A 24,984-nucleotide genomic window follows, 5' to 3' on the forward strand; every position below is an offset into this window, starting at 1 on the left:
ATCGTGCAGCCCTGCACGGCGGGTGCCGTTGGGAAGTTAATCGGCCGGGCGGTGGTGGCGACCCCTGGCGCGACCTAGACTCAGGTGCAGTGAGCAACAGGTGGTCAACCCAAGTCCGGCAACCCTGTGGCGGACACCGAGGTGCAGCATGCGTATGGCAAAAACCGTGCAACGCAGCCTGGAGCAGGCGCATTGCGAATTTGATGTGGTGACTCATCCGCATTCGGCCAGCAGCCTGGAGACCGCGCGAGTGGCCGGGGTGCCCGCCGAGCGGGTGGCTAAATCGGTGGTCCTCGACGACCACCATGGGCATTACCTGATGGCGGTCCTGCCTGCGAGCCGGCACCTGGACCTGAGCAAGGTCCGCGGCAGTGGCGAATGGCAGATCACCCGCGAAAGCACCCTGGCCCATCTGTTTCAGGACTGCGAACGGGGCGCCGTGCCGGCCCTCGGCGAAGCCTACGGCCTGGACATGGTCATAGACCCCTTGCTGACACGGCAGAAAGACATCTACGTCGAAGCTGGCAACCATCACAACCTGGTGCACATGAGCATGGAGCAGTACCTGAAGATGGTGCCCCATGCCGAGGTGTGCGAGGTCAGCCACTAACCGGCCCGGGCGCTTTTCACCCCGGCCCCTTTGCAAATCCAGGAGCCCCCCATGGAGTCACCGACCCACAGCCTGCCGGCGCTGTTCAAGCAGCTCGGCCTGCCCGACGACCCGATCAGCATCGAGCGTTTTATCGCCACCCATTCGCCGCTCAAGCCCGAGCTGCACCTGGCGGACGCGTTCTTCTGGTCCCGCAGCCAGGCGGACTTTTTGCGCGATGAAGTGCTGGAGGATGCCGATTGGGCGGAGGTGGTGGATCAGTTGGATGTGTTGTTGCGCAAGGGGCGTGGGGGGTAGAAAGGGCACATTTGTCACTATGCGAAATTTAGACCAGAATTAGGTACTAATTTGAGGTCTTAATTATGCAAAGTGTGTTGGCTGATAAAGCCGTCAGTGTGTCGGAACTGAAGAGAAACCCCTCTGCTGTGCTCAGTGGCGCCCAGGGGGGGGCGGTGGCGGTTTTAAACCACAACCGGGTCATGGGTTACATGGTTCCGGCTGATGTTTTCGAGGCCATGATGGAGCGGCTTGATGATCTGGAGCTGGCGGAAATCGTACGGGCGCGCAGCAAGGAGACCCCGATATCGGTAAGTCTGGATGACTTATAAGCTTGAGTTCCTGCCTTCTGCGCTTAAAGAGTGGAACAAGCTGGGGCATACGCTGCGTGAGCAGTTCAAGAAGAAACTCGTGGAGCGCGTGCAGTTCCCGCGAGTGCCTGGCGATGCGCTGCATGGCATGCCTGACTGTTACAAAGTCAAATTGAAGGCCTCCGGGTACCGATTGGTTTACCAGGTGATAGACGAACGGGTGGTGGTTTCCGTGGTGGCGGTTGGCAAGCGTGAACGCGGCACGGTTTACGAGCGAGCCAAAAAACGCTGAGTCATTTCTTGTGCACGGACCCATAGCGGTCGCCAGGAATAGTTTGTATCAAAACTTGACCAAAAATATCCGCCAATGTCATATTGATAGTTAGCAAACTAACAGTGTGCGAATCCTCCCTTGTCCCAGAATCTCGATGCGCTCCAGATGAATATCAGCAGCGGCATGGTGGTCGCCTCGCGCCATTGGCGGCGGATCTGCCAGACCACGCTGCTCAACTATGGAATCTCCGAAGCCTGCGCCGTGCCGTTGTTGATGATCGGGCGCCTGGGCGAGGGCGTGCGTCAGGTGACGGTGGCCCATGCCGCCGGGATGGAGAGCCCGTCCCTGGTGCGCCTGCTCGATCAGTTGTGCAAGGCCGGTTACGTGTGTCGCACCGAAGACGCCCATGATCGCCGCGCCAAATGCCTGAGCCTGACCGCCAGTGGCCGCGAACTGGTACAGGCGGTGGAGGTGGAGTTGGCGCGCCTGCGTCGCGAAGTGCTGGACGGCATCGCGCCTGGGGACCTTGAGGCCGCGCTGCGGGTGATTCGCGCCTTCGAGTCGGCGACCCATTTGCCGGTGGCCGCTTCTTGAACGGATTTTTTACCGGCATGCCGCCGGCGCGGGACTGGTTCTACGGGGCGCGCACCTTCGCCGCGTCGATGATCGCGCTGTATATCGCCATGCTGATGCAGATGCCGCGTCCCTACTGGGCCATGGCGACCGTGTATATCGTCTCCAGCCCCTTTGTCGGTCCCACCAGCTCCAAGGCGCTGTACCGCGCGGTCGGCACCTTGCTTGGGGCGTCGGCGGCAGTACTGTTTGTGCCAATGTTCGTGCAGAGCCCCTACCTGCTGGTGCTGGTGATTGCGCTGTGGACCGGCATCCTGCTGTTTTTGTCCCTGCATCTGCGTACCGCCAACAGTTACGCGCTGATGCTGGCCGGCTACACCCTGCCGCTGATCGCCCTGCCGGTGGTGGATAATCCCCTGGCGGTGTGGGACGTGGCTGAGGCGCGTACCGAGGAAATCTTCCTCGGCATCGTCTGCGCCGCGGTGGTTGGCAGCATGTTCTGGCCGCGGCGCCTGGCCCCAGTGTTTGTCGACGCGGCCGGCAAGTGGTTTGCCGATGCGTCCACCTACAGCCAGCGTTTCCTCAGTCGCACCGTGGACCCGCAGGAAGTCAGCGCCCTGCGCGGCTCGATGGTCGCCACCTTCAACAGCCTGGAACTGATGATCGGCCAACTGCCCCACGAAGGCGCGCGGCCACAGACCGTGCGCAATACCAAGGAACTGCGGGGGCGCATGATCCACCTGCTGCCGGTGGTGGACGCCCTGGATGACGCGCTCTATGCCCTGGAACGACGCACTCCGGAATTGGTGGCGCAGTTCGCACCGCTGCTGGAACAGGCCAATGCGTGGTTGCAGGACACGGCCGCGGGTGCCTCGGTGGAGCGCTGGCAAGCGCTGCGCAATCAGCTCGACGCCTTGCAGCCGAGCGCCGAAGCGCTGGATGACCGACGCCAACTGCTGCTGTCCAACGCCCTGTATCGGTTGGGCGAATGGATCGACCTGTGGCAGGACTGCCGCAGCCTGCAACACGCCATTCAATGCGAAAGCCAGGACACCTGGCGCGCGGTCTACCGGCATTGGCGCCTGGGCCGGCTGACGCCGTTTCTCGATCGCGGGTTGATGCTGTATTCGGTGGTCTCGACCATCACCGCGATCATCGTCGCCTCGGTGCTGTGGATCCTCCTGGGCTGGACCGACGGCGGCAGCGCGGTGATCCTGGCGGCGGTGGCGTGCAGCTTCTTCGCCTCCATGGACGACCCGGCGCCGCAGATCTACCGCTTCTTTTTCTGGACCGCGATGTCGGTGCTGTTCGCCAGCCTCTACCTGTTCCTGATCCTGCCCAACCTGCATGACTTCCCGATGCTGGTGCTGGCCTTTGCCGTGCCCTTTATCTGCGTCGGAACCCTCACGGTACAGCCGCGCTTTTACCTCGGCATGCTGCTGACCATCGTCAACACCTCGTCCTTTATCAGCATCCAGGGCGCCTACGACGCCGACTTCCTGAGCTTCGCCAACTCCAACCTGGCCGGGCCCATGGGCTTGCTGTTTGCCTTCGTCTGGACCCTGATTGCCCGGCCCTTCGGTTCGGAGCTGGCGGCCAAGCGCCTGACGCGCTTCAGCTGGCGCGACATTGTCGGCCTGACGCAGCCGGCGACCCTGGCCGAGCATCGGCACCTGGGGGCGCAAATGCTCGACCGACTGATGCAGCACCTGCCGCGATTGGCCATGACCGGTCAGGACACCGGCGTCGCCCTGCGCGAACTGCGGGTGGCGCTGAATCTCCTCGACCTGCTGGCCTATTCGCCACGGGTGCAGGGTTCGGCGCAGGCACTGGTGCGGCAAGTGGTGGCCGAGGTCGGGGCGTATTTTCAGGCCTGCCTCAAGGCCGGTGAACGCCTGCCGGCGCCCAGTGCTCTGCTGATGACCCTGGACCGTACCCGGCGCGCCCTCAACGCTCAGGCCCAGGACGACCACGAAACGCGCCTGCATCTGCTGCACGCCCTCAGCGGCCTGCGCCTGGCCTTGCTGCCGGGGGTGGAATTCGTCGTCGGCGGCGAGCTTGAAGAACCGCTTCCCCATGGCATCGATGGAGCGCCTCTATGATCGGTGATCTGGATATCAGTGGGGTATTCCTGCCCACGCTGCTGGTGCTGATGGGCATTACTTATGTGTTGTACCTGGTGGTGCACGGGTTGTTGACGCGCATGCACTTCTATCGCCTGGTCTGGCACCGGGCACTGTTCAACGTGGGTCTCTACGCCTTGCTGCTCGGCGTGGTGGATTCACTCAGTCGATACCTGATGACATGAAAAAACCTTTATTGACCATCGGTCGCGTAGTCCTGACCTTGCTGGTGGTGACCTTCGCGGTCGTGGTGGTGTGGCGCATGGTGATGTACTACATGTTCGCGCCCTGGACCCGGGACGGGCATATTCGCGCCGACATCGTGCAGATCGCGCCGGATGTGTCCGGGTTGATCCAGCAGGTCCAGGTGCGCGACAACCAGTTGGTGCAGCGCGGCCAGGTGCTATTCAGCATCGACCAGGACCGTTTCAAGCTGGCCCTGCGCCAAGCCAGGGCGGCCCTCGCCGACCGCCAGGAAACCCTCGACCAGGCCCAGCGTGAAGCCCGGCGCAACAAGGGCCTGGGCAACCTGGTGCCACGCGAGCAACTGGAAGAAAGCCAGTCGCGGGTGGCCCGTGCCCAGTCGGCCCTGGCCGAAACCCTGGTGGCGGTGGACAGCGCGCAGTTGAACCTCGACCGCTCGGTGATCCGCAGCCCGGTCGACGGTTACGTCAACGACCGTGCGCCGCGGGCCCAGGAATTCGTCACCGCCGGGCGCCCGGTGTTGTCGGTGGTGGACAGCAACTCCTTCCACATCGACGGTTATTTCGAAGAGACCAAGCTCGACGGTATCCATGTCGGCCAGGCGGTCGACATCCGGGTCATCGGTGACCGTGCACGGTTGCGCGGGCATGTCGAAAGCATCGTCGCCGGTATCGAGGACCGCGACCGCAGCAGCGGTTCCAACCTGCTGCCCAACGTCAATCCGGCCTTCAGCTGGGTGCGGCTGGCGCAGCGGATTCCGGTGCGCATCGCCTTTGACGATGTACCGGCGGATTTCCGCATGATCGCCGGGCGCACCGCCACGGTGTCGATCATCGATGGCCAGGGCAAACCGCAGCAGGAGCCCGGGCAATGAACACGGCGGCGCGTTTGGCCCTGGCCGGGCTCGGCCTGCTGCTCTCGGCCTGCCACATGGTCGGGCCGGACTACCAGTTGCCGGCGGACGCCGCGCTGCAGCGTCCCGACTTGCAAGGTGAGCTGGCGGCCAAGGATGCGGATGTGGTCTCGGCGCCGGTGCCCGGCGATTGGTGGCGCCTGTATCAGGACCCGCGCCTGGACCAGTTGGTGCAGCAGGCCCTGGCCTCCAACACCGACCTGCGGGTCGCCGCGGCCAACCTGGCGCGGGCCCGGGCCCAGGTCGACGAGGCCCAGGCTGCCGGCGGCTGGAGCGGCGGGGTGAAGATGGGGGCGCAGCGCTTGCAGGAGTCGGGCGAAGCCTTCCTCCAGGCCGGCAAGGTGCCGGTGGCCAATGTCGGTGATATCGCGATCAGCACTTCCTATCAGTTCGACCTGTTCGGCACCCTGCAGCGAGGCATCGAGGCGGCCAAGGCCAATGCCGACGCAACCCAGGCCGCGGCCGACACCGCACGCATCACCCTGGTGGCCGACGTGGTCCGGGCCTATACGCAAATCTGCGCGGCCAACGAGGAGCGGCAGATCGCCGAGCATTCCCTCGACCTGCAAGCCCAGAGCACCCAGCTGACCCAGCGCCTGCGGGATGCGGGGCGCGGTGACGAGACCCAGGTCACCCGCTCGCAGACCCAATTCAAGTCATTGCGCGCCGAATTGCCGCGCTATGAAGCGGCGCGCCAGGCCGGGCTGTTCCGCCTGTCGATGTTGCTGGCCAAACCCCTGGACCAACTGCCCGCCGGCACCAGCAGTTGCGCCGAGCTGCCGCACATTGCGCAATTGTTGCCGGTGGGTGACGGCGCGACCCTGCTCAAGCGCCGGCCCGACGTGCGCCAGGCCGAACGCCGTCTGGCGGCCGCCACCGCCGACATCGGCGTGGCCACCGGCGCGCTGTACCCGGACATCAGCATCGGCGCCACCGTCGGCACGGTCGGCATCCTGGAAAACCTCGGCAAGCCCGCCACCAACCGCTGGGGCTTTGGCCCGCTGTTGAGCTGGAGCGTGCCGTCCAATGGCGCCCGCCAGCGTATTCATCAGGCCGAAGCCGTGAGTCAGGGCGCCCTGGCGCATTTTGACGGGGTGGTGCTCAACGCCATCCGCGAAACCCAGACCGGCTTGGCGCAATACAGTGCCCAACTGCAACGCCGCGACGCCCTGGCGGATGCCGAAGTGTCGGCGCAGCAGGCGGCGGACCAGACCCACCGCTTCTTCCAGGCCGGCCGTGCGTCGTTCCTGGCCGACCTGCAAGCCACCCGGACCTACACCGATATGCGCGCGCAACTGGCCTCGGCCAACACCCAGGTCGCCATGAGCCAGATCGATCTGTTCCTGGCCCTGGGCGGTGGTTGGGAAAGCGGACGAACGCAAGGCTCGCCGTCCAGCAAACCCTGAGCCCGTTGCTATGCTTTGAGCTGTTGGGCGAGCGCCTTTCAAGAGCGCCCCCGTCCACGGCTCAAGCACGTGATGGTCATGGGGATTCCAATAATGAAAAACCCTTATGCTCCCGGCTTCTGGTGCGTTCTGTGCGCGCTGTTGCTGCTCTCTGCGACTTACTTCTACGGCATCATGCTGGCCCACCAGATCGACAAGGCGATGGTCTTCCTCGACAGCGCCAGTGCGCTGATCGCAGTACTGGCAATCGTGGTGGTGGCCTGGGCTTCGCTCGGCAGCCTGCGGCTCAAGAAAAAACAACTGGAACAGAGCAAGACCCTGGTGGTGATCTGGGACACCAAGGTCGCGCTGCGTCGGGTCGAAACCGTGTTCGATCGCTATTTCTGGGGCAGCTACTGGCAGCCGGGGCGCAGTTTCCAGGAAGTCATGGGCGAACTCACCGGCACCCCCCTGGAAAAAAGCCTCGAAGCCCTGAAGAAACAGTGCGTGGTCCTCGACCGCCAATCCTCCGACGGCCGGCACTGGCTGAACAACGCCCGGGAACTCTCCGACGTCGCCGCCGCCATGGCCCGCCAGCGCTACCAACTGGACTTCTGCGACCCGCGAGGGGATTCCCCGGGCGGCGCCGTGATCGATCGCGACTTCGAAGTGCTGGTGTACACCTGGAGCGCCCGCCTCAAAAGCTTCGACCACCAGCTCGATGCCCTGGAAATCGAATACTCCTGAGCCGTTGTAGCCGCCGCCAGGCTGCGCTGGCCCTTGCAGGCCCACAAAAAACCCAAGCCAAACCGCCGTGGATGGCCCCGTCCGTTCGTCCCATGAATGCGCCCTGGCTCACGGATTAACGAGTTTTCACACGCAAAGGCTGGGTCGCCGGGCGCCGCCAATGCTAATCTTCGCCCGCTTTACGCGAAGTCGAGCCGCAACCCGTCATGGGTTCAGGGAAGACGACCACACCTTCAAACAACGGATATTGATCGGGTCAGACATGAATAAATCAGCAGGCGTACTGTTAGGAATCGTCGTCGCAGTAGGTGCAATCAGTGCCGGCGGCGCCTGGTACACCGGCACCAAGCTCGAAGGTGTACTGCAAACCTCGATCGCCGATGCCAACAAGGAACTGCAGGCCGCAATGGTCGGTTCCAACGGCAGCGCGACCCTGGAGCTGGTATCCCTCGATCGCAAGCTGTTCACCAGCACCGCCCATTACCGCCTCAAGGGCGAAGGCGAGCTGTTCAACGGCAACGCCGAGCTGCTGTTCGTCGACCATATCGAACACGGTCCGCTGCCGTTCTCGCGCCTGATCAGCCTGAAGTGGCTGCCGGTCATGGCCACCAGTCACTACGAGCTGGAAAAGAACCCGCAGACCGAAAAATGGTTTGCCGCCGCCAATGGCCAGTCGCCGCTCAAAGGCCTGGTCAACATGGGTTACGACCGCTCCGCCAACGGCACCCTCGAGCTGCTGCCGCTGGATATCGCCCTGGATGACAACACCAAGTTCAAGTTTTCCGGCCTGAACCTGAATGTCGACAGTTCTTCCGAGGCCCAGAAGGTCAAGGTCGACGGCTACATGGACAGCCTCACGCTGCTCCTGAGCCCGGCGGACAAGCCACCGGTACTGGTCGAGCTGAACGGCCTGACCCTGGCCAGCAACCTCAACAAAAGCAGTTTCGGTTTCTACCTGGGCCAGAACACCCTGGAGCTGACCAGCACCAAGGCCACCTTTGGCGACAAGAAATCGGTCCTGACCCTGAAAAACTTCGAACAGAAGACCTCCAGCGAAGAAACCGGCACCACCCTGGGCGGCCGCGCCGATTACAAGGTGGGTGAGATCAACTTCGACGGCAAGAACATCGGTTCGGCGCAGATGGCCTGGAGCATGAAGAACCTCGACACCCAGTCCCTGATGGACCTGGTGCAGGTTTATCAGACCAAGCTGCAACCCTACGAAGCTGCTTCCACCGCCGCCGCCGAAAATGGCGAACCGGCACCGGAGCTGCAAATGACCGAGGCCGAAGAGGCCAAGGTGCGCAGCGCGGTGAACAAGGTGCTGGAATCCAAGCCGCAGCTCGCCCTGGAAAACTTCTCGTTCAAGACCACCAACGGTGAGAGCCGCTTCAACCTCAGCCTGCACCTGGCCAAGCCGCAGAACCTTGAGTTGCCGCCTGCTGAACTGGGCAAGCAACTGATCAGCCTGCTGGACGCCAACCTGCAACTGTCCAAGCCGATGATTGCCGATGTGGCGGCGCTGCAGGCGCAACTGGATGGCCAGACCGACGCCAAGCTGATCGCCGATCAGAGCAACATGGCGGCTGAAATGGTCAGCGGCATGGCCCTGGGGACGCAACTGGCGAAGCTGGAAGGCACCGATATCGTCTCCAAGCTGCACTACGCCGATAACCAGGTGGACTTCAACGGCCAGAAGATGAGCGTTGAGCAGTTCATCGGTTTTGTCATGAGCAAAGCCGGTGGTGCTGGCGCCCTTCGCTAAGCCCGCTTCGGTCGGTCACCGCCGGCCGATAACGTTGTAGCAACCTGACGCCCGACGCCTGTTTTCTAACAGGATCGGGCGTTTTGCTGTGCGCGCAAAAAATGTCTGGAGCCTGATGGCGATCCGCAAACTCCGGGCTTGAGCTCTTGGGGAAAACCCAACGGGTTCAAATTTCCGAAACCTTGGGCGGGAAATGAATCTGAATAAATATTGCGCTGCAAATTCTCGACTAACCTTGCGTGAAAGAATCCACTCGAAAAGATTTAGCCGGATCTTCTGATTCCGGCTTTCCGGCGCGTAACCAGCAGGGGGCGCAAGACCTCGGCTAGCCATTAAGGATGCTGACGAAATGCCGTTTATTGTTCATCCCGTTCGCCTCTATGGTTTGCGACCGCTGTTTCGCCTGGCGTTGTGCAGCCAGTTGCTCTGGCCGACCCTGGCGTTTGCCGACGCGGCCTATGACCAACTGATTATCCAGGCGCGGGCCGGTACTTTCGCTCCGGCCCTGACCCATCTGCGCGCCGTACCGCCCGATCAGTTGACCAATGGGCTGGTCAGCGACCACCTGCAAATTGCCAGTTGGGCCGGCCTCGATTCAGAGGTGGTGGACGTCTATGAGCATCAGGCGCGCAACCGGGTATTGCCGGTGCAGGCGTTGACCGCCACGGCTCGCGCCTATCGCAACCTCAAACGCTGGGATTCGGCGACCCAGGTCTACCGTAAGGCCCTGGAGCGCGACCCGCAAAACGCCGACCTGCAACTGGGCCTGGCCATGACCCAGGCCGATGCCGGCCAGCCCGCCGAGGCGGTTGCCCGGGCCCGAGCCCTGGTGGCGGCCAAGCCCGATGACCCGGCGCGCCGTCTGGCACTGGGTTACGCGCTGACCCGTTCGGGCGCGCCCTATGATGCTTTGTTCGAATACGACCAGGCGTTTGTCCGCGCCGGCAACAAGCCTGAAGTCGCCCGTGAATACATTGTCGCCCTGCAGCGGGCACGCTTGCCGGAGCCGGCCCTGCGCCTGGCTCGCCAGCGCCCCGGGCTGCTCGATCCGGTGACCCAGCGCCGCCTGGAAGGCGACGTGGCGGCCGAGCGCGTGCGCCTGGCCGAGTTTGCCACCCGCAGTGAAAAAGAACGCTTCGTCATCGCCGACCGTGCCCTGGCCGATTACGACCAGTTGCTCGGCACCTGGACTCCGGACCCGCAAGCCAAGGAAGACGTGACCCGCTGGCGCATCGATCGCCTGGGCGCGCTGCGGTATCGCTCGCGCACCGACGAAGTGATCCGCCAATACCACCAGTTGGTGGCCGAGGGCGTGACCATTCCAACCTACGCCATGCGTTGGGTCGCCGCGTCCTTCCTTGATCAGCGCGAGCCGGAAATCGCCAGCGACCTGTATCGCGAGGTCCTGGCGGCGCCGGATGCCGACAGTGCGAACAAGGTCGAAGACAGCACCGCCTTGTACTACGCGCTGCTGGAAAGCGACCGCCCGGAAGAAGCGCAAAAGGTCGCCAGCGACCTGGCGCAAAGCCAGCGGCCACGGGTTGAACTCAAGGGGCTGCCGATCGGCAACCCCAACGATGACTGGATGGACGCTCAGCAATTGCTGGCCCAGTCCGGCACCTACAGCGCTGACCTGCCTGACAGTGAACAGCGGCTCGCGGCCCTGGTCGACCAGGCGCCGGGCAACACCGGCCTGCGCCTGGCCCAGGCCGATCTGTACCTGGCCCGGGACTGGCCGCGCCGCGCGGAAAGCCTGCTCAAGGAAACCGAGAGCTTGGTGCCGCGCGATATCGGCCTTGAGGTCGCCCAGGGCCACACCGCGATGGATCTGCAGGAATGGCGGCAGATGGACGCGCTCACCGATGACACCCTGGAGCGCTTCCCGGACAACCGCCAGGTCCAGCGTCTGGCGCGCCAGCGGGACGTCCACGACATGGCCGAACTGCGGGTCGAGACCTACGGCGGCAAGAGCTACGGCGGTGGCAACAATGGTGCCGGGGCCGTGTCCGGGAGCCGGGATTTCGGCATCGAAAGCGTGCTCTACAGCCCGCCCATCAATGAAGACTGGCGCCTGTTCGGCGGTGTCGGTTACGCCACCGGGGATTTCCAGGAAGGCACCGGCCACCATCGCTGGCAGCGCCTGGGCGTAGAGCAACGCACCCGGGACATGACCCTGGAGGCCGAGGTCTCCAACCATTCCTACGGCTACGGCGACAAGCTCGGGGCCCGAGTGTCGCTGGCGCGGGATATCGACGATCACTGGCAATACGGCGGCAGCCTCGAATACCTGTCGGCCAACACCCCACTACGGGCGTTGAACAGCGATGTCACGTCCAACGGCGGCAGTGCATTCCTGCGCTGGCGCGCCAACGAAAGCCGCGAATGGAAGTTGGCCTTGAGCCCCTCGCACTTCAGCGATGGCAACAACCGCCTTGAAGCCTTGCTCACCGGTCGCGAGGGCGTGTACGCCTCGCCCCACGTGCAGGTCGATCTGGGACTGGAAGTCGGCGCCAGCCACAACACCAAGGAAGACACGCCGTACTTCAACCCCAAGTCGGACTTCAGCGTGTTGCCGACGGTCAACGTCAACCACGTGCTCTACCACCGTTACGAAACCTCGTGGAGCCAGCAGTTCCAGGCCGGGGCCGGTACCTACAGCCAGCGTGACTACTCCACTGGTGGCGTCTGGCTGCTGGGTTACGGCCAGCGCGTGACCTGGAATGACGTGTTCGAAGCAGGGGCCAACTTGAGTGTGATCAACCGGCCTTACGACGGCGATCGGGAAACCGACCTGCGGCTGCTTCTCGACCTTACCTATCGCTTCTAGAAGAGTTTGACGATGCCTCTGATCACCCGTTGCATCCTCCTGCTGGGAGTCCTGATTCTCAGCGCCTGCGCCCAACAAGCCCCGGAGTTCGTGCCGCCGGCCCAACGCCCGCTGCCGGACAATGAGGCCCCATGGCCGAAAAACCATGTCCTGGGCATCGCCTATCACGACGTCGAAGACCGCGACCCCGATCAGGCGGTGGTGGCGGTGCGCACCGAGCGCATGATCGAACAGCTGGCCTGGCTGCGTGAAAACAACTATCGGCCGGTGACCATCGACCAGATCCTGGCGGCGCGCAAAGGCGGCCCCGAGCTGCCCCCCAAGGCCATCCTGCTGAGCTTCGACGACGGCTATGCCAGCTTCTATACCCGGGTGCTGCCGGTACTGCGCAGCTACAACTGGCACGCGTTGCTGGCGCCGGTGGGTGTATGGATCGACACCCCGGCCGACCAGAAGGTGGACTTTGCCGGTGAAATGCGTCCGCGTTCGCAGTTTCTGACCTGGGCGCAAATCCGCGAAATTTCCCAGTCCGGGCTGGTGGAAATCGCCGCCCACACCGACGCCAGCCACAAAGGCGTGTTGGCCAACCCGCAAGGCAACCTGCAACCGGCAGCCGCCACCCGGCGCTACGATGCAACCACCGGCCGCTATGAAAGCGAGGCCGACTTCCAGGCACGCCTGCGCAACGACGTAGCGACCATCTCCAAGAAAATTCGCGCAGTCACCGGCTACAACCCACGGGTCTGGGTCTGGCCCTATGGGGTGGCTGACGGCACGGCGCTACAAGTCATCGGCGACCAGGGTTACCAGATGGCCCTGACCCTCGACGATGGGCTCGATGCCCTCGACAACCTGATGAGCAGCCCGCGTTTCCTGGTGGCATCCGACCCGGATGGCATGCACTTCTCCAACAGCATCACCGGCGTTCAGGCCGACGCGCCGATGCGCGTGGTGCACGTGGACCTGGATAACGTCTACGACCCCGACCCGGCGCAGCAGGAGATCAACCTCGGCAAGCTGGTGCAGCGCATGTCGGACATGGGGGCCAACACCGTGTTCCTGCAAGCCTTCGCCGACCCCAAGGGTGACGGTCTGGTGCACTCGCTGTACTTCCCCAACCGCCACCTGCCAGTGCGTGCCGACATCTTCGACCGCGTGGCCTGGCAACTGCGGACCCGGGCCCACGTCAAAGTCTTTGCCTGGATGCCGGTGCTGAGCTTTGCCCTGGACTCCAAGCTGCCACGGGTGACCCGCTGGGACCCGGCCACCGGGCAGGTGTCCACCGATCCCAAGCAATACCAGCGGCTGTCGCCGTTCGACCCCGAGGTCCGGCGAGTCATTGGCGAGATCTACCAGGACGTGGCGCGCCTGACTTCGGTCGACGGCATCCTCTACCACGACGACGCGGTGCTTTCCGATTTCGAAGACGCCAGCCCCGCCGCCCTGCGGGTGTATACCGCCAACGGCTTGCCCGGCTCGATCGCGGCCCTGCGCGCCGACCCGGCCACGTTGCAGCGCTGGACTCAGTTCAAGACCCGCTACCTGACCGATTTCACCCATGAGCTGACCGCCAAGGTTCGCGCCATTCGCGGTCCGCAGGTGCAGACCGCACGCAACCTGTTCGCCGAGCCGATGCTCAACCCCGACAGTGAGGCCTGGTTCGCGCAGAACCTCGACAACTTCCTGGCCAACTACGACTGGACCGCGCCCATGGCCATGCCGCTGATGGAGGGCAAAAACGTGCACCAGTCGGGGGCCTGGCTCGAAGACCTGGTGGCCACGGTCAAGGCACGTCCGGGCGCCCTCAAGCGCACGGTGTTTGAATTGCAGGCCCGGGATTGGGCGGCAAAACCGGCGGCGGATATCTCCGCTGAACAGATGGCTGACTGGATGGGCCGTCTCAAGCGTCAGGGCGCAACCAGCTTTGGTTACTACCCGGACAACTTCCTTGAGAACTCGCCGGACCTGAAAACAGTTCGGCCCGCGCTCTCCAACAAATGGAACCCTTGAATCATGATCGATCGACTCTTAGCCCTATTGGTGCTGGCGATTGTCCTCGGGGTGCCGCTGGGCCTTATTTTCCTGGTCACGGGCCAGTTCCTGATGGACTTCGTGTTCTTCTACCCGTTGTTCATGTCGGGGCTGTGGATCGCCGGCGGCCTGTACTACTGGCTGCACTGGGAGCGCCACTGGCCGTGGAAGGAAGACACCCTGCCGCCGGTGCTGGAAGGCGAGCCGCTGATCACCATCCTGATCCCTTGCTACAACGAAGGGGATAACGCCGCCGACACCATCCATGCCGCGCTGGGCCAGCACTACCCGAACATCGAAGTGATCGCCATCAACGATGGCTCCAAGGACAACACCGCCCAGGTCCTCGATGCCCTGGCCCTGCAGGACCCACGCCTGCGTGTGCTGCACCTGGCGGAAAACCAGGGCAAGGCCGTGGCCCTGCGCATGGGCGCCGTGGCTGCGCGCAGCGAATACCTGGTGTGCATCGACGGCGATGCGTTGCTGGCGCCCAATACCGCGGCGTACCTGGTGGCGCCGATGCTGCACAACACCCGTCTCGGGGCAGTGACCGGCAACCCACGGATCCGCACCCGTTCGACCCTGGTCGGTCGGGTGCAGGTCGGCGAGTTCTCCTCGATCATCGGCCTGATCAAGCGCACCCAGCGGGTGTTCGGCAAAGTCTTCACCGTCTCTGGCGTGATCGTCGCCTTCCGTCGCACCGCGTTGCACCGGGTGGGCTACTGGAGCCCGGACATGATCACCGAAGACATCGACATCAGCTGGAAGCTGCAACTGGACCACTGGACGATCTTCTACGAGCCCCGGGCGCTGTGCTGGATCCTGATGCCGGAAACCCTGGGCGGCCTGTGGAAGCAGCGCCTGCGCTGGGCCCAGGGCGGCGCCGAGGTGCTGTTCAAGAACATTCGCGGCATCTGGGAATGGCGCCACCGCTACCTGTGGACCCTGCTGTTCGATTACTGCCTGTCCACCGGCTGGGCCTTCACCTTCCTGTTGTCGGTGATCTTCTGGGCCGTGGGCAAATTCATCGAGATGCCCGAGGCCATCGCCGTGCACCACCTGCTGCCGCCGGCCTTTACCGGCCTGGTGCTGGCGATGGTGTGCCTGATGCAGTTCGCGGTCAGCATCCTGATCGACCGACGATATGAAAAGGACCTGTGGAAGACCATGTTCTGGGTGGTCTGGTACCCCCTGGTGTTCTGGTTCATCAGCTTGCTCACCACACTGGTCAGCTTTCCCAAGGTGCTGTTCGGGAGACATCAGAAACGGGCGCGCTGGGTCAGCCCCGACCGCGGCATCAAGCCGATAGATGATGAGGAGGGGAACTGATGAAAATCATCAGAACCCGTCAACGCCCGTTCCTGGTGGTCGTCGATGTGTTTTTCACCGTACTGGCATGGATTGGCCTGCTGTACCTGTTGGTGCGTGGCCTGTTGCCGCTGGTCGGTTCCCATGAAGGCGGGCCGCGCATCGATGTCAGCCTGCTCGACGCCTTGAGCACCCTGGAGATCTACCTCTGGGTCGCGCTGGTCAACGCCGCATTGCTGATCGGCTGGGCGCGCTACCGACAACTGCGAAGCCGCAATTATCCGCCCCGCCTGCCGGCGCCGGTGGTGGATGATCAGCGCCTGAGTGAAACCTTCAACCTCAGCGAAGACAATTTCACCCGCATCCGCCTGCCGGGCACCATGGTCGTGCACAACGACGAAGAGGGCGGCATCAGCCACGTTGCCACCCAGTTCTATCGCATCGAGCCGCAGGACCAATTGCATCCGCCGCTGGCCGCCGTCACGCCGACCCGGGTCATCCACCTGCCGGATGAAGACGGCAAGGGCAAAGACAAGGCCTGAGCCCCTTTGGCACAATGCGCCGAACGCTGAAAAGCCCCGTTTCCCGGGGCTTTTTATTGCCCGCTAAAACCAGGGATGAAGCAGATGCACGATGAGTTACCGGCGGCCCTTGCGACCCTTGTCAGCCAGTTGCCGCTACCCTGGATCACCGTTGCGCCGCAAGCCGGCCCGGCCCTGGATTGGTTGCCCATCTTCGCGTTTGCCCAAGGGCGAGTCGGCATCGGCCTTTCGTCTCAGGGGGCCTGGGTGCAAGTGCATGACCAGCGGGTTATGCCCTGCATCGAGGGCGCGGCGCTGGTGGCGCTGCTGCCGCTGCTGGAGATGCCCCTGGAGCAGGTCCGCGCGCTGCTCAGCGAGGGCCTGGATCGGCATGGATTGCCCCAAGCCATTGGCGAACACTTTCCCTTTGCCCGGGTGGTCGCCACCGGCTTGCTAAGTCCGAGCGAATACTGGACGACCCGGGCCCTGCAATGGGCGGCGGACGGCGTCCGCTGCGCCACGGTGCAGGCAGCCCTGCACACCCTGAGCGAGAACGGACCGACACAGAACGTGCGACACCGGGCTCGGAAACTGGCCCGGCATTTACCGGTCAATGCACTCAGGTCAGGAGAGTAATCAGCGATGACAGATCTGTTTATAAGCGAAGCCGATAGCGCGCTATTGGCCCGCAGGCTGGCGGAGTTTGCCGTATTCAAGGCGGAGCGTTTGCCGGTGCTGCATCAGTTTGTCGAGGCCATTGGCGGTGAGAATGCCTACGAGGTATTGATTGCACCGGCGAAATTCCTGCCGCTGCTGGAACGCTCCTTCAACCACTTGGAGGTGGAAGAACACAATCGGATCTGGTTGATCACGCGCATTGGCTACTTTATCGGCGAATACCTGCTGATGGCCTATGACGGCTGCTGGCAGGTGGATGAGGATCCCCGGTCGACGGCCTTTGCCCGCTATGTGGTCGGTGAGTTCTCCTACCCGCCGCGGCCAGGCTTGAGTGTCGACCCTTTTGATATCGCCCAGCGCTATGTCGATGGAGCGCTTCCCAGGAGCCTGGCCGGGGAGATTGAGCGGGGTGTGCAGGCGCACCAGGGTTGATCGCCCGGCCGCGTTGATGAAATCCCGTGCTTGCCCATTTACAAGCACCCCCCACCTCAAGCTCAATCACCCCCCGTGCGCTGCACGAACGGTCATGGCCGGTCGTGCAAGCTATAGTCTTCAGCTCACCGACCCTCCGCGTAATAAAGGTGCTTGTGTATGTCTCGCTTTGCTTCTCGCACTACTTGGCTGACCGCCAGTGCCCTGTTGCTGTGCCTGCAACTGCCGGTTCAGGCCCAGGAGCGTTTTACCCTGAATATCCCCGGTGTCACCGATGACCGTCTCTTCACCTCTGGCAGTGCCAGCGATGCCAAGGGCTGTGGCGGGCACAACAATTCGCCGGCGCTGAGCTGGACCGCCGGGCCGGAAGGGACCTTGAGCTATGCGATCGTCATGCACGACCCTGATGGCGCCAAAGGCCAGGGCGTGGATCATTGGGTGCATTACGGAATCAAGCCGACCACCCGGCAGATCGCCGCCGGTGCCGGGAGCAAGTCGACCCTGGAAGGCGTGGGCGGTACCAACAGCAAGAAGACCACCACCTATGTCGGCCCTTGCCCTCCGATTGGCGACAGCGCGCACCACTATGTGATCCAGATCTATGCCCTGGACCTGGCGCCCGACGCGTTGCCGGCCGGCCTGACCCGGGCCCAGTTGCTGGAGAAAATCAACGGCCATGTACTGCGCAACAGCAGCGTGGTGCGGCGCTACGTGCGCTGAAAAAAATTTCACGGGGCTTAACCCGAATTGCACAGGGGCTTCGTCTGAAGGGGGGAATGGATCACTTTTCTCCCGAGGTCAGCCCCCATGTCCCTTCCTCTGCACTACCTTCGTCCGGCCGCACAGGGTTTCGCCGCCGGATTGTTGTTGGCAATCGCCGGTTGCGGCGTTTCTTCCAAGCCGGATGTCACCGCGGCCGAACCAGCTTCGCCGAGCGGGGTATTGATCCCGGCTCCGGCCCCGATCCCGGTTGCGCCGCAGGTGCAGAGCGAAGCGTTGAGGGCCGATGCGGTGGTCAGCAAGCGCAGCATGAGCCGGCCGATGATGACGGCGCCGATGATGGCCGCCGATCAGCAGCCTGCCGGCTATCGCGATGAATCGCGCGAGCAGTACCAGACCCTGCCTGACAACCCGATCCACAGCGTGGCGCAGGCACCGGTCTCGACTTTCAGCGCCGACGTCGACACCGGCGGCTACGCCAATGTGCGGCGCCTGCTGAACCAGGGCAGCCTGCCCCCCGAAGGCGCGGTGCGCCTGGAGGAAATGGTCAATTACTTCCCCTACGATTACGCGCTGCCCAGCGATGGCTCGCCCTTTGGCGTGACCACCGAGCTGGCGACGTCGCCGTGGAACCCCCACACCCGTCTGCTGCGTATCGGCATCAAGGCTTCGGACCGCGCGGTGGCCGAACTGGCGCCGGCCAACCTGGTGTTTTTGGTGGACGTGTCCGGCTCCATGGACCGCCGCGAAGGCCTGCCCCTGGTAAAAAGCACCCTCAAATTGCTGGTGGATCAACTGCGCGACCAGGACCGCGTGTCGCTGGTGGTGTACGCCGGTGAGTCGCGGGTGGTGCTGGAACCGACTTCCGGGCGCGACAAGGCGAAAATCCGCAATGCCATCGAGCAGCTCACCGCCGGCGGCTCCACGGCGGGTGCTTCGGGTATCGAGCTGGCCTACCAGATGGCGCGCCAGGGGTTCATCAAGGACGGCATCAACCGCATCCTGCTGGCCACCGATGGCGACTTCAACGTCGGTATCAGCGACTTCGACAGCCTCAAGCAGATGGCTGCCGACAAGCGCAAAACCGGGGTCTCGCTGACCACCCTGGGCTTTGGTGTGGATAACTACAACGAGCACCTGATGGAGCAACTGGCCGATGCCGGCGATGGCAACTATGCCTACATCGACAACCTGCGCGAGGCCCGCAAGGTGCTGGTGGATCAACTCAGTTCGACCCTGGCGGTGGTGGCCAAGGACGTGAAGCTGCAGGTGGAATTCAACCCGGCCCAGGTCAGCGAGTACCGCTTGCTGGGCTACGAGAACCGCGCGCTCAAGCGTGAGGACTTTAACAACGACAAGGTCGATGCCGGGGAAATCGGCGCCGGGCACACGGTGACTGCGCTCTATGAAATCGTGCCCAAGGGCGAGAAGGGCTGGCTCGAACCCCTGCGCTATGCCTCGGGCAAGGCGGCAGGCGAGAGCAGCAACAACCCGGAACTGGCGATGTTGCGCGTGCGCTACAAGGCGCCCGAAGGCGGTAGCAGCCGCTTGATCGAGCGCCCGATCATGTCGCAGTCCCAGCCTGCCACGCTGGCGGCGGCCAGCACCGACCTGCGTTTTGCCGCAGCCGTGGCGGCGTTCTCGCAGCAGCTCAAGGACGGGCGCTACACCGGCAGTTTCAGCCTCGACGACACCCTGAAGCTGGCGCGTGGCGCCCGGGGCGATGACCATTACGGCCTGCGCGGCGAGTTCGTGCAGCTGGTTGAACTGGCGCAAAGCCTGCAAACTCAGGCCCCACAACCCGGCCTGGCCGCGCAGCGCGACGACAGCCAGATTCAGAGCCGACTTGAATGACACCATGATCCGCAGCGAACAGGAGTTGATCAGCACTATGGCGGCTGCGAACCCACCCTCCGCCGCCAGCAGCGATGAAGCGCTGCTGGCGCGCTACCGCGCCGGTGATCCGGCGGCCTTCGAGGTGCTGTATCAGCGCCATCGCCAGGGGCTGTACCGCTTTCTCCTGGGCCTGTGCAACAAGCCCGAGCTGGCCGAAGAGGTGTACCAGGACACCTGGCTGAGCCTGATCCGCAGCACCAGCCAGCCCCAGGGCCGGGCGACCTTTCGCACCTGGCTGTACCAGATCGCCCGTAACCGGCTGATCGATCACTGGCGCAAGCACGGGCAGCGCAACCCGTTGCACGACAGCTACGACGAGCAAATGCACGGTGAGGTCGATGACGCGCCGGGCCCGGAGCAACAGTTGAGCCTGAGCCGTGACCAGCAGCGCATCGACGCGGCCCTCGAAGACTTGCCGGCCGACCAGCGCGAAGTGTTCCTGCTGCGTGCCCATGGCGACCTGGACTTGCCGGAGATCGCCAGCCTCACCCAAACCCCGCTGGAAACCGTAAAGAGCCGTTTCCGTTATGCGTTGAAAAAACTGCGTCGGCTCCTGGCCGAGGAGGTACTCACATGACTGACGCCCGACAAACGCCACCTTCTGTCGAAGAACAGATGCTCAAGCACATCCGCCAGCACAGCGTTGGCGAGCCCCCGGCCAGCCTCGATGCACTGATTCTGGCCAGCGCCCGGCGTGAACTGCCAAAACCCGCGCCGAACCTGTGGCAGCGCTGGTTGCAGGCCTGCCAGAAACCCCGCCTGCAGATGGCGTTCGCCAGCCTGTTTGGCGTGGCCTTGATCCTGGTGCTGGTCCAGCGTTCGCCGGATCATTACCCGACGCCGACCATGGCACCCGCGCCGGCTCCCGCTCCCGCCTCCGCGCCCATTGCGCCCATGGCCCGGCAAATGGCCGAGCCGGCCCCCGCCGAGCTGGCCGAGCGCGTGCCGGAGCCGATGGTGCGGGGTGCGATGTCTGCGCCTGCTCCACGCCCGGCGGCGCCCATGGGCGGTTTGTCGGCCAGCCCCGCCGCCCGGGAGTACAGCGACCAAACCCAGATGTTCAGCGACGAGGCCTCGGCCCAGGTAGCCAAGCCCATGGCCGATCAGGCCAAGGGCAAGCCCATGCTCAGCAAGCGGGCGGCGGTCCCGGTGCGGTCGGTGGACGACGAGTTGCGGGAGGTGTTGCGCCTGCGTGAAGCGGGGCAGGTGAAGGAGGCTGACCAGCGTCTGGAGGCTTTGCACAAGCGTTATCCACAGCTGGACGTGCAGGCTCGATTGCAGGACTTGCAGCGGCCATGATGCAAAAGGCTGCGCAAAAATTGGTCTGCGGCGCTGAAAGCGAGCACTATCGAGCCCAGGTCCGCAAAGTGGGAGATTGGCCATGGCGCCACGTATCGACGGCATCGCCAAACTATTGAATTGCCCGACCAAGGGCAATGACATACGCCAGGCGATCAAGCAGAGCCGCAAGGATTTCGGTCTGGAAGCTGAGGCAGAAGATGACGAAGGGGAGCCATTGCCGGCTCCCGGTAGCGCGGAGCCCCCGGCCCCCGATACCGACACGAAATAACGCCGCGAGCACGCTCGCGGCGTTTTGGTTTGACAGCCCCGCCTGTACTGCCCTCGACGCTTAGTGGTAGGGCGAACTCTTCAAGTCGAGAAACTCGGGCGGGCAGCCGGCCTCCCGCATGCGCTGGCCACGGTTGGGGTACAGCTGCCATTGGGTTTCCAGCTGCCAGCGATACCAGGTCAGGTGCTGGACTATCCGCCGCCGGCAAAGCGGCGACAGTTCCGCCAGCCAGTCGGGACCGTCCGGTGCCAGGCGCAGGCGCGTCGCGTAATAACCGAAGAGGTTTTCCCGCAGGCTGAAGCCATCGTCCAGGGTTTCTTCGAGGCTGTGCACATACAGTTCGAAACTCTCGCGCAGTTGCTGCTCGCCTTCGGCATGGTCGCGAACGTAGAGAAAAATATCCGTCCAGTTGATGCTGAACATATGGTCGCCCCAGTCGGGATCACGGGTGAAATACGGGCCCTTTCCGCGAAAGAACTGCGGGATTTCCTGGCGCTGCAGGGCATCTTCGAAATTGTTGCTCATGGGCGGGGTTCCTCGCGTGAACCTTGGACGTTGCTGATGCTGACCGACAGCGCCACGCATTCGATCAGGCAGTCGAAACCGATCTTCAGTTGTAGAAAATACCCGCCCGGCACTGCGGTTATTCGGGTCCGGGCGCGGCCATCGAAGCGGGTGCCGCTGACCGCCAGGTCGCTGATCCCTTGCACCGTCAGATCCAGGGCGCAATGGCTCGGCGCCTGGCTGTCCGGCCAGGTGGAAGGTCGTGATGTCAGGCGCGTCAGAGCGCCCGCCAGGTGCAGGCTCAGTTGCTCGTCTTGAAACACCGGGCCCCGGGTGGCCAGGTCATAGGGGCTGGCCGCCATGCCGAATACGGCTTTCCAGGCTGCGGGGTTATCGACGGCGAACAACCAGTCGTAAGTGCCCAGGTCGCGCTCGGGGAGGGCCCGGCAGTGCGCCAGGGACGGCAGGCTGGCGCGGGCCAGATCATCGCGCCAGAGCTCCTGGGCAGCGTTAAGCAGGCGCTGGAAAAAATCCCGGCTGTTTTCGATCCTGGCCGGCCAGGTGGAGGGCCACTGACTGTCTTCGTAGTCGTCTTCGTCGTCCTCCCACACGTGCTGGAAGTCATAGCCAGGGTCGGCCAGGGCTTCTTGCAGCACTTCCACCAACAGCCGCCGATGGCGAAAATTTTCCTCGCCGTGGGTGCGGGCCAGACAATGCTGGCGGATCAGGTAGTCGCGGTCTTCGTCGGCGTTGGGGTTGTAGCGGCTGAGTTCGGCGTCGAGGGCGGGGGGCATGTCATAGCGCATAAAGCAGCTGACCCAATGCCGCAGGCTCGGCTGGTAAGGCTGGTTGGAACCGGGGTGGCACAGCATCGGGACCTCCTGTCCGGGCTCGGCGCGAGGCGCCGCGAACCTGGCCGGGACGCTGGCCATGCAGCGCCCTCTGGCGAAAGGCGCGAATGTAGCAAGTTGCGCCCCGCCACGACAGCTTCGGCAAGCGGCTGCTGGCAGGGCGCGATCACGGCACCTCAGAAATCGGCGATAAATTGCACGCCGCCCACCACGGCCGAGTCGGTCTGGGTCACGCCGCCGGGGTACTTCACGTATTGCAGGTTGGGCCGCACCATCAGCCAGCGGGTGGCCTGGTAGCCGTAGTTGATCTCGTAGCTGTATTCGCGCTTTTGCTCCGGCACATAGAGTGCGTCGTCGATGGACGTCACCCCGTGGTCGGCATTGAGCACCTGAGCGTTACGGCTGTAGCGGTCGTTGACCTTGAGCCGCGAGGCGCCCAGACCAATGGTGTCATCCGGGCGCGAGGCGAACGGGCCGCGATAGATCAGGCCGACCTGGATCAGGTTCTCGATCATGCTGCTGTCCGGGTCGTTGAAGGTCATGTTGGTGAACACATTCAACCCACGCTTGTTGTTGCCCTCCACCGTGGTCAACTGCTGCTGGGCCGAGAGCCACCAACCGCTGTTGTCGCGGTACTTTTTGTAGGGCAGGCCGCTGCGGGCGGCATCGTTGCCGTCGGCGTCCTTGAGCATGTCGCGACCGTCGACATCGCTGTAGTAGTAACCCAGGTGGTACTCGGACGAGAGGTCGTTGATCCGGCCTTTCCACACCGCTTCCAGCGGGAAGCTGGTGCCCACCGAACCTGCGATAAACGGCTTGAAGCCATTGCTCAGCTCGGCGTTGCCGGGGTTTTTGTCATAGGCGCCGGCCTGCACGTAGAACTCGGGGGTGAAGTGGTAGCGCACGCGGATCGCCCACTGGCTGATGGGGAAGCTGTTCCAGGTGCCGTTCCAGTTGCCTTCCTGGGAGCCGCACAGGGTCACGTTCTGGAATTCGCAGGGGAACTGGTCGAAGTCTTCGCCATGGCCGAAGCGCCCCAGTTTCACTGCCAGTCTGCGCTCGAAGAACTTCTGCTCGTACCACAGCTGCGACAGGCGCCAGGCATTGCCGCCGCCGTAGACCTCCATGGTCGACGTCATGCCGGTGGCGTCGGGGTGGTGCACCCGGTCATTGGTGATGTCCTTGCCATGGCGTTCGCCGATGCCGATGCGCAAGGTCGCGTCCTGCCAGCCCAGGAGCTTCTGCAGGTCCATGTCGACACCGAGAATGATCTGGTCGCTGAGCCGCGCCGTGGTGCTGCTGTCATAACCGCCGGCGAGGTTGGAGCCCAGCTCGGCGACGTATTTGAGGGTGAAGTCAAAACCCTGCTGCGCCAGTTTTTGCCGCTGGCCGTTCCAGTCTCCCAGCAGCCACGGCGACTCGGCGTCGAGGGCATCGTAGGCGAAGGCACCAGCGGAAAAACCACTGGCCAGCAAGCACAGTACAGCCCCGGATAAGTGTTTGTTCATGAGCGGATTTACCTGTTGTTATTGTTGTGGGCACAGCCCTGCGCGAGGATTTCCGGGCGCAGTGATCCGCGACGTGGTGGCCACGCCGTTCGCGGAATGTTTAAAAAAAGCCCGGGCCTGCTCAGGCAGACCCGTAGAGGTTCGGCTCAGTAAGTGCGGGAGGGGCCTGTCGCCGGGGCGCCGTCCGGCTCGCGATAGCGCGCCAGATTGTTCAGCGCGGCCTGGCGGAACAGGCTGATATCGATGCCCACGGCAATGAACTGGCAACCCCATTCGCGATAGCGGCGAGCGTCCTCTTCAAAGGGCGCGAGGATTCCGGCGATCTTGCCGGCGGCCAGGGTGGCATCGATGGCGGTGCGGATCTGCGCCTGCACCTCGGGGTGTCCGGGGTTGCCGGGAAAGCCCAGACCTGAAGACAGGTCCGCCGGGCCGACAAACACCGCGTGCACGCCTTCGACGGCGGCAATATCGGCGACGTTTTCCACCCCCAGTTTCGATTCCACCTGGACGATCAGGCACAGCTCTTCATGGGCCGTGGCCAGGTAGTCGGGCACCCCGTCCCAGCGCGTTGCCCGTGCCAGGCCACCACCGACGCCGCGAATGCCGTGGGGCGGATAACGCATGGCGCGCACCAGTTGCCGCGCCTGCTCCGCGGTTTCGACCATGGGCACCATCAGGCTCTGTACGCCGATATCCAGCAGTTGCTTGATTAGGCTGCTGTCGCCATTGACCGCCCGTACCACCGGCGCGCTGGCGTAGGGCGCCACTGCCTGGAGCTGGGCGAGGATGCTGGGCACGGTGTTGGGCGCGTGTTCGCCATCGATCAGCAGCCAGTCGTAGCCGGTGCTGGCGGCGATTTCCGCGGCGTAGCCGGTGGCAAAACCGGCCCACAAGCCGTATTGGGTGGTACTGCCGGCCAGGGCAGCCTTGAAGCGGTTAGGGGGCATCTGCATGGCG

At 63.8% G+C, this 24,984-nt stretch carries 26 protein-coding genes; 22 read left to right on the forward strand and 4 right to left on the reverse strand.

What is annotated here, in order from left to right; translation table 11 throughout:
* Positions 1-148 precede the first annotated feature (148 nt).
* The 22 genes from MF4836_RS03540 to MF4836_RS03645 all read left to right on the forward strand — a co-directional run bounded on the left by MF4836_RS03540 (position 149) and on the right by MF4836_RS03645 (position 21,164).
* Positions 149-610, forward strand: a complete 462-nt coding sequence (locus MF4836_RS03540) for an aminoacyl-tRNA deacylase (protein WP_020296389.1) — start codon at positions 149-151, stop codon at positions 608-610.
* 51 nt (positions 611-661) lie between these two features.
* On the forward strand, positions 662-907 hold the full coding sequence (locus tag MF4836_RS03545) for a DUF2789 domain-containing protein (protein ID WP_020296390.1): 246 nt from the start codon (positions 662-664) through the stop codon (positions 905-907).
* 65 nt (positions 908-972) lie between these two features.
* The gene (locus tag MF4836_RS03550; protein ID WP_078469185.1) at positions 973-1,218 is read left to right on the forward strand and encodes a type II toxin-antitoxin system Phd/YefM family antitoxin; all 246 of its coding nucleotides are present in this window, start codon (positions 973-975) and stop codon (positions 1,216-1,218) included.
* Positions 1,208-1,489, forward strand: coding sequence for a type II toxin-antitoxin system RelE family toxin (locus tag MF4836_RS03555; RefSeq protein WP_078469186.1), 282 nt, complete (start codon positions 1,208-1,210; stop codon positions 1,487-1,489). Before MF4836_RS03550 ends, MF4836_RS03555 begins: the two co-directional genes overlap by 11 nt.
* A 147-nt stretch (positions 1,490-1,636) precedes the next feature.
* On the forward strand, positions 1,637-2,065 hold the full coding sequence (locus MF4836_RS03560) for a MarR family winged helix-turn-helix transcriptional regulator (protein ID WP_078469187.1): 429 nt from the start codon (positions 1,637-1,639) through the stop codon (positions 2,063-2,065).
* Entirely contained in the window at positions 2,062-4,146 is a 2,085-nt protein-coding gene (locus tag MF4836_RS03565; RefSeq protein WP_078469188.1) for an FUSC family protein, read from the forward strand. Before MF4836_RS03560 ends, MF4836_RS03565 begins: the two co-directional genes overlap by 4 nt.
* Positions 4,143-4,352, forward strand: coding sequence for a DUF1656 domain-containing protein (locus MF4836_RS03570; protein WP_020296394.1), 210 nt, complete (start codon positions 4,143-4,145; stop codon positions 4,350-4,352). Before MF4836_RS03565 ends, MF4836_RS03570 begins: the two co-directional genes overlap by 4 nt.
* On the forward strand, positions 4,349-5,245 hold the full coding sequence (locus MF4836_RS03575; RefSeq protein ID WP_078469189.1) for an efflux RND transporter periplasmic adaptor subunit: 897 nt from the start codon (positions 4,349-4,351) through the stop codon (positions 5,243-5,245). Before MF4836_RS03570 ends, MF4836_RS03575 begins: the two co-directional genes overlap by 4 nt.
* Positions 5,242-6,690, forward strand: coding sequence for an efflux transporter outer membrane subunit (locus MF4836_RS03580; RefSeq protein WP_078469190.1), 1,449 nt, complete (start codon positions 5,242-5,244; stop codon positions 6,688-6,690). Before MF4836_RS03575 ends, MF4836_RS03580 begins: the two co-directional genes overlap by 4 nt.
* A gap of 93 nt (positions 6,691-6,783) precedes the next feature.
* Entirely contained in the window at positions 6,784-7,416 is a 633-nt protein-coding gene (locus MF4836_RS03585) for an NADH:ubiquinone oxidoreductase subunit N (protein ID WP_078469191.1), read from the forward strand.
* Positions 7,417-7,678: 262 nt separating this feature from the next.
* Positions 7,679-9,181 (forward strand): YdgA family protein, encoded by a 1,503-nt coding sequence (locus MF4836_RS03590; protein ID WP_078469192.1) that lies wholly within the window; start codon positions 7,679-7,681, stop codon positions 9,179-9,181.
* 349 nt (positions 9,182-9,530) lie between these two features.
* The gene (pgaA, locus tag MF4836_RS03595; protein WP_078469193.1) at positions 9,531-12,008 is read left to right on the forward strand and encodes a poly-beta-1,6 N-acetyl-D-glucosamine export porin PgaA; all 2,478 of its coding nucleotides are present in this window, start codon (positions 9,531-9,533) and stop codon (positions 12,006-12,008) included.
* A 12-nt stretch (positions 12,009-12,020) separates the two neighbouring features.
* Entirely contained in the window at positions 12,021-14,018 is a 1,998-nt protein-coding gene (gene pgaB, locus MF4836_RS03600; RefSeq protein WP_078469194.1) for a poly-beta-1,6-N-acetyl-D-glucosamine N-deacetylase PgaB, read from the forward strand.
* A gap of 3 nt (positions 14,019-14,021) precedes the next feature.
* Positions 14,022-15,368: a poly-beta-1,6-N-acetyl-D-glucosamine synthase gene (pgaC, locus tag MF4836_RS03605; protein ID WP_078469195.1), complete on the forward strand. Its 1,347-nt coding sequence runs from the start codon at positions 14,022-14,024 to the stop codon at positions 15,366-15,368.
* Positions 15,368-15,889 (forward strand): poly-beta-1,6-N-acetyl-D-glucosamine biosynthesis protein PgaD, encoded by a 522-nt coding sequence (pgaD, locus tag MF4836_RS03610; protein ID WP_078469196.1) that lies wholly within the window; start codon positions 15,368-15,370, stop codon positions 15,887-15,889. The genes pgaC and pgaD overlap by 1 nt, the downstream gene beginning before the upstream one ends.
* An 84-nt stretch (positions 15,890-15,973) precedes the next feature.
* On the forward strand, positions 15,974-16,504 hold the full coding sequence (locus MF4836_RS03615; RefSeq protein WP_153050186.1) for a hypothetical protein: 531 nt from the start codon (positions 15,974-15,976) through the stop codon (positions 16,502-16,504).
* Positions 16,505-16,510: 6 nt separating this feature from the next.
* The gene (locus tag MF4836_RS03620) at positions 16,511-16,978 is read left to right on the forward strand and encodes a hypothetical protein (protein ID WP_078469198.1); all 468 of its coding nucleotides are present in this window, start codon (positions 16,511-16,513) and stop codon (positions 16,976-16,978) included.
* Positions 16,979-17,137: 159 nt separating this feature from the next.
* Positions 17,138-17,698: a YbhB/YbcL family Raf kinase inhibitor-like protein gene (locus MF4836_RS03625; RefSeq protein ID WP_020297015.1), complete on the forward strand. Its 561-nt coding sequence runs from the start codon at positions 17,138-17,140 to the stop codon at positions 17,696-17,698.
* Positions 17,699-17,785: 87 nt separating this feature from the next.
* Positions 17,786-19,552, forward strand: coding sequence for a vWA domain-containing protein (locus tag MF4836_RS03630; protein WP_078469199.1), 1,767 nt, complete (start codon positions 17,786-17,788; stop codon positions 19,550-19,552).
* Positions 19,553-19,589: 37 nt separating this feature from the next.
* Positions 19,590-20,171, forward strand: coding sequence for an RNA polymerase sigma factor (locus MF4836_RS03635; RefSeq protein WP_078469682.1), 582 nt, complete (start codon positions 19,590-19,592; stop codon positions 20,169-20,171).
* Positions 20,168-20,893: a hypothetical protein gene (locus MF4836_RS03640; protein WP_078469200.1), complete on the forward strand. Its 726-nt coding sequence runs from the start codon at positions 20,168-20,170 to the stop codon at positions 20,891-20,893. Before MF4836_RS03635 ends, MF4836_RS03640 begins: the two co-directional genes overlap by 4 nt.
* A gap of 82 nt (positions 20,894-20,975) precedes the next feature.
* The gene (locus MF4836_RS03645) at positions 20,976-21,164 is read left to right on the forward strand and encodes a hypothetical protein (protein ID WP_078469201.1); all 189 of its coding nucleotides are present in this window, start codon (positions 20,976-20,978) and stop codon (positions 21,162-21,164) included.
* A 60-nt stretch (positions 21,165-21,224) separates the two neighbouring features.
* On the opposite strand, the gene MF4836_RS03650 is transcribed toward MF4836_RS03645, so the two are convergent.
* The 4 genes from MF4836_RS03650 to MF4836_RS03665 form a co-directional block, all read right to left on the reverse strand.
* Positions 21,225-21,689 carry a hypothetical protein gene (locus tag MF4836_RS03650; protein WP_078469202.1) on the reverse strand — a complete coding sequence of 155 codons (465 nt, stop codon included), beginning with the start codon at positions 21,687-21,689 and terminating at the stop codon, positions 21,225-21,227.
* Positions 21,686-22,540: a hypothetical protein gene (locus tag MF4836_RS03655; RefSeq protein ID WP_078469203.1), complete on the reverse strand. Its 855-nt coding sequence runs from the start codon at positions 22,538-22,540 to the stop codon at positions 21,686-21,688. The genes MF4836_RS03650 and MF4836_RS03655 overlap by 4 nt, the downstream gene beginning before the upstream one ends.
* Positions 22,541-22,695: 155 nt before the next feature.
* A complete protein-coding gene (locus MF4836_RS03660) occupies positions 22,696-24,027 on the reverse strand; it encodes a carbohydrate porin (RefSeq protein WP_078469204.1) in 1,332 nt (443 codons plus the stop codon).
* A 146-nt stretch (positions 24,028-24,173) separates the two neighbouring features.
* Positions 24,174-24,980: an HpcH/HpaI aldolase family protein gene (locus tag MF4836_RS03665; RefSeq protein WP_078469205.1), complete on the reverse strand. Its 807-nt coding sequence runs from the start codon at positions 24,978-24,980 to the stop codon at positions 24,174-24,176.
* Positions 24,981-24,984 lie beyond the last annotated feature (4 nt).

Source organism: Pseudomonas sp. MF4836, assembly GCF_002018875.1.
Taxonomy (GTDB): Bacteria; Pseudomonadota; Gammaproteobacteria; order Pseudomonadales; family Pseudomonadaceae; genus Aquipseudomonas.

What these genes read in the sequence shown, in the direction of transcription:
- MF4836_RS03540 (WP_020296389.1), top strand. Translation starts at nt 149, where the DNA reads ATGCGTATGGCAAAAACCGTGCAACGCAGCCTGGAGCAGGCGCATTGC.
- MF4836_RS03545 (WP_020296390.1), top strand. Translation starts at nt 662, where the DNA reads ATGGAGTCACCGACCCACAGCCTGCCGGCGCTGTTCAAGCAGCTCGGC.
- MF4836_RS03550 (WP_078469185.1), top strand. Translation starts at nt 973, where the DNA reads ATGCAAAGTGTGTTGGCTGATAAAGCCGTCAGTGTGTCGGAACTGAAG.
- MF4836_RS03555 (WP_078469186.1), top strand. Translation starts at nt 1,208, where the DNA reads ATGACTTATAAGCTTGAGTTCCTGCCTTCTGCGCTTAAAGAGTGGAAC.
- MF4836_RS03560 (WP_078469187.1), top strand. Translation starts at nt 1,637, where the DNA reads ATGAATATCAGCAGCGGCATGGTGGTCGCCTCGCGCCATTGGCGGCGG.
- MF4836_RS03570 (WP_020296394.1), top strand. Translation starts at nt 4,143, where the DNA reads ATGATCGGTGATCTGGATATCAGTGGGGTATTCCTGCCCACGCTGCTG.
- MF4836_RS03575 (WP_078469189.1), top strand. Translation starts at nt 4,349, where the DNA reads ATGAAAAAACCTTTATTGACCATCGGTCGCGTAGTCCTGACCTTGCTG.
- MF4836_RS03580 (WP_078469190.1), top strand. Translation starts at nt 5,242, where the DNA reads ATGAACACGGCGGCGCGTTTGGCCCTGGCCGGGCTCGGCCTGCTGCTC.
- MF4836_RS03585 (WP_078469191.1), top strand. Translation starts at nt 6,784, where the DNA reads ATGAAAAACCCTTATGCTCCCGGCTTCTGGTGCGTTCTGTGCGCGCTG.
- MF4836_RS03590 (WP_078469192.1), top strand. Translation starts at nt 7,679, where the DNA reads ATGAATAAATCAGCAGGCGTACTGTTAGGAATCGTCGTCGCAGTAGGT.
- pgaA (WP_078469193.1), top strand. Translation starts at nt 9,531, where the DNA reads ATGCCGTTTATTGTTCATCCCGTTCGCCTCTATGGTTTGCGACCGCTG.
- pgaB (WP_078469194.1), top strand. Translation starts at nt 12,021, where the DNA reads ATGCCTCTGATCACCCGTTGCATCCTCCTGCTGGGAGTCCTGATTCTC.
- pgaC (WP_078469195.1), top strand. Translation starts at nt 14,022, where the DNA reads ATGATCGATCGACTCTTAGCCCTATTGGTGCTGGCGATTGTCCTCGGG.
- pgaD (WP_078469196.1), top strand. Translation starts at nt 15,368, where the DNA reads ATGAAAATCATCAGAACCCGTCAACGCCCGTTCCTGGTGGTCGTCGAT.
- MF4836_RS03615 (WP_153050186.1), top strand. Translation starts at nt 15,974, where the DNA reads ATGCACGATGAGTTACCGGCGGCCCTTGCGACCCTTGTCAGCCAGTTG.
- MF4836_RS03620 (WP_078469198.1), top strand. Translation starts at nt 16,511, where the DNA reads ATGACAGATCTGTTTATAAGCGAAGCCGATAGCGCGCTATTGGCCCGC.
- MF4836_RS03625 (WP_020297015.1), top strand. Translation starts at nt 17,138, where the DNA reads ATGTCTCGCTTTGCTTCTCGCACTACTTGGCTGACCGCCAGTGCCCTG.
- MF4836_RS03630 (WP_078469199.1), top strand. Translation starts at nt 17,786, where the DNA reads ATGTCCCTTCCTCTGCACTACCTTCGTCCGGCCGCACAGGGTTTCGCC.
- MF4836_RS03635 (WP_078469682.1), top strand. Translation starts at nt 19,590, where the DNA reads ATGGCGGCTGCGAACCCACCCTCCGCCGCCAGCAGCGATGAAGCGCTG.
- MF4836_RS03640 (WP_078469200.1), top strand. Translation starts at nt 20,168, where the DNA reads ATGACTGACGCCCGACAAACGCCACCTTCTGTCGAAGAACAGATGCTC.
- MF4836_RS03645 (WP_078469201.1), top strand. Translation starts at nt 20,976, where the DNA reads ATGGCGCCACGTATCGACGGCATCGCCAAACTATTGAATTGCCCGACC.
- MF4836_RS03650 (WP_078469202.1), bottom strand. Translation starts at nt 21,689, where the DNA reads ATGAGCAACAATTTCGAAGATGCCCTGCAGCGCCAGGAAATCCCGCAG.
- MF4836_RS03655 (WP_078469203.1), bottom strand. Translation starts at nt 22,540, where the DNA reads ATGCTGTGCCACCCCGGTTCCAACCAGCCTTACCAGCCGAGCCTGCGG.
- MF4836_RS03660 (WP_078469204.1), bottom strand. Translation starts at nt 24,027, where the DNA reads ATGAACAAACACTTATCCGGGGCTGTACTGTGCTTGCTGGCCAGTGGT.
- MF4836_RS03665 (WP_078469205.1), bottom strand. Translation starts at nt 24,980, where the DNA reads ATGCAGATGCCCCCTAACCGCTTCAAGGCTGCCCTGGCCGGCAGTACC.